Source organism: uncultured Succinivibrio sp., from assembly GCF_902756765.1.
Lineage (GTDB): Bacteria > Pseudomonadota > Gammaproteobacteria > Enterobacterales > Succinivibrionaceae > Succinivibrio.
The window spans coordinates 1-2955 of the sequence record NZ_CACVSS010000158.1 but is presented as its reverse complement, the minus strand read 5'-3'; the positions used below and the strand labels follow the sequence as shown (position 1 = coordinate 2955).

Annotated in this window: 2 protein-coding genes; one reads left to right on the top strand and one right to left on the bottom strand. The window is 37.8% G+C overall.

The features are described 5' to 3' along the window. The first annotated feature begins 236 nt into the window (after positions 1-236). Positions 237-2099, top strand: a complete 1863-nt coding sequence (locus QZU45_RS11870; protein ID WP_295355562.1) for a transposase — start codon at positions 237-239, stop codon at positions 2097-2099. An 85-nt stretch (positions 2100-2184) separates the two neighbouring features. Here the strand turns inward: QZU45_RS11870 and QZU45_RS11865 are convergent. Further along, the coding region (locus QZU45_RS11865) for a methyltransferase (protein ID WP_295355560.1) at positions 2185-2955 on the bottom strand (771 nt) is incomplete at its 5' end.

Genomic DNA, 2955 nt, shown 5'->3' with positions numbered 1-2955 from the left:
TTTTTTTATTGCTTTGAAAAAACACCTGTTAAACGCAATATAACGCTGTTTTAAAGAGGTCTTTTTTGAGGTGTCGAATTTTGTCATTTAAGAATGCTGTCGATCTCTACAGATCTGGAAATAGCCTTTACAGATCTTTTAAAGATGGTCAGACACTTAGAAATAAACCTTAAAAAAAATCAATAAAATCACTTTGTTATAATACAGGTATAGGTATTGTAATAAAGGGAAAAAGAGTGGATATCAAAGAACTTAAAACTAGTTTTGATGAGATATCAAAGCAGGTAAAAAAGGAGACTAAAGGTCAGCCTGTACTTGCCACTCTTTTTAATACCTTATTAAGTCTTTTTAAAATTCTATTTGAGCTGTTCGCTGAACAATCAAAGAAATTTGAAGAACAGAATAGGCTTATTGAGAAACTGACAGGACAATACGCCAATAAAGCATTCGACAGTCGAAAAGCCAATGATGAGAATATCAACGGGCGTCGCTCTGAGAAGAAGAAAGGCGTCAATTCAGCTGATAAGAACCACGATAAAGATATTCCTAAAGAAGAAAAAGCCAAGCCTCAGAAAGCTTTCAAGACCGAACAGCAGGTAAAAGTAATCGGCTATAACGGTGAAGAGCTTACAAAAGAAGAGGCAGAACAGAAGATAGGAACAGTCTTTGAAGGCATTGATGGAAAAAGATACCGCTACACAAGAACTCTAGCTTCATCTGTAAAAACTGAAATCGATATAACCTTACTTGAAATTCAGTATTACAAACTAGAGTATGAACCAGTTGACGAGCAAGGAAATGCTGTAGCTGTCTCACAGAGGCAGACTGCAGTATGTGCCAAAACTGATTATCTAAAGAAGACTCAGGTTAGTGTAAGTCTGATGTCTTTTGTCTTATATCTCTGGATAGGATTGAAAGATCCGGTTTACAGAATAGCCAATGCTCTTTATGAATATGGTGTAACCCTAAGTAAGCAGCAGATATATAAAGACATCAATATAACCGCATGTTTACTGATGCCAATATTCAAACATATGGAAAGCTATATCAGACTTGAGAAACAAATCGGTATAGATGAGACCTACCATAGTACACGAGAACGAAGGTTACTGACAAAGTCACCTCCAGATGACAGGACTAAATCGAAGAAACATAAATCACAGAAGTCTAAGGCTAAGACTTTGAGGACGTACTTCTATGCTGTCATAGGAGGTAAATACGTATGCCTGTATTATCACGATCCTTACAGAGATTCTGATATTCCAAAGGAAATACTGAAGAAAAACGGCTTGGCAGAGGATGCATTTGTCACCTCAGATGGCTTCTATAAGGTACTGTTTAACCTTGAAAATGCTGAAGGAGATGAGGTAAAAGAGCTGTTTCAGCATGGAATCTGTTGGATTCATGTTAAGCGATACTATTGTATTCTGTTGAATTATGGAATGGATGAGGATGGAAATCCATGCAGAGAATTTGAAAAAATGAAATGGGAGCAGGACTTGAAGGATGCCCAAAGTTTCGTTGACAAAATCTCTAATGCATTTCATATCTGTAATGATATCACTGCAAGGTGTAAGCACAATCCATCTTTGGACATAGTTGTACTAAAGAACAGAGAGCTGCGGCCTCTGATTGAGGAAATCTGCGCAGATGCAAGAAGGATCTATGCAGATATAACCACAAAGAAAGATGAAGAGCCAAAAAGGCAATGCTCTAAAAAGTTAAAAGCAGCAATTGGTTATATTGTAAACAATGAAGCAGCTCTGAAGACTTTCCTGGATTCACCATATGGTCTGATGCATAACAATGCAGTTGAATCCAGATTCAGAGAGTTGGATATCCTGAGAAACAGTATGCTTGCCTCAGATACCTTTAGAGGAGCAGATAATCTGGCATTATTTTATTCACTATATAAAACTGCCCAGATGCACGGTGTTGAATTTGAAACATACATGAGAAAAGCTATTTCAGTCATGACCGAGCATATGAGTGAGATTGAATTTGAAAAGGATAACCGAGGCACCATCATTGGTTATAAATCCGACTCAATCTCAAAAGAGGTATTGGAAAGTGTAATGCCATGGAATTTACACATTTAAAAAGGCAAGAAAAGTTATTTCTTACCTTTTACAAAAATAGAAAACACCTGTGATATAACAGGTGTTTTTAATTCAGTCTTTAATATTATAGGTTTTGAGCCTTGTAGACTGTAAAGGTATTGCTTGAGTTTAGAATCTCAACACTTGAGAAATTCTGTTTTAGGATTTCTCCATAGCCTAAGTGCGAGTTTGCAACCATGTACAGAACTCCACCATTGTTAAGATGCTCCGGCGCATTGATAATCATGTTTACGGTCGGAGCAGTAGTTGTGGAAATTCCTACGTGGAAAGGTGGATTTACTGCAATAACGTCATATTTATCAAGACCGCTTAACATATCGGCTGCGACGGTCTTTACATCAGAAACATTATTTAACTGGGTGTTTTTCTCTGTAAGATGCAGCGCTGCAGCTGAAACATCTGAACTGGTTACATCCTTGAATCCTAGCTTTGAGAGGAAGATTCCAACCACACCGCATCCGCAGCCAAGATCAAGTGCTTTTCCCTGTGGGACAATCTTTTTAAGACAGGATAAAAGCTGCTCGGTTCCCTTATCAAGCTTTCCCTGAGAGAATACCGCCGTGTCCTGATGAAGCTTTATTGAAATATCTCCTACAGTTACGTCTATATCCTTTGGCTCAGAGTAGGTATTAACCTCGCTTTCAAAAATGGCCTTAAAAAGAGTACATTTTCTTGCAAGATCTATCTTTAGAGTAGCCCCTAGTGGCTTTAACAGTGAATTAGCACTTTTACCGCCACCGTCATTGGCTCCTGCTGTATAGATATAAGCTCCTTTCTCAAGTTTTGCTTCAAGCAGATTTATGAGTTTTACGGTCTGCTGTTTTGCTTTTGAAAG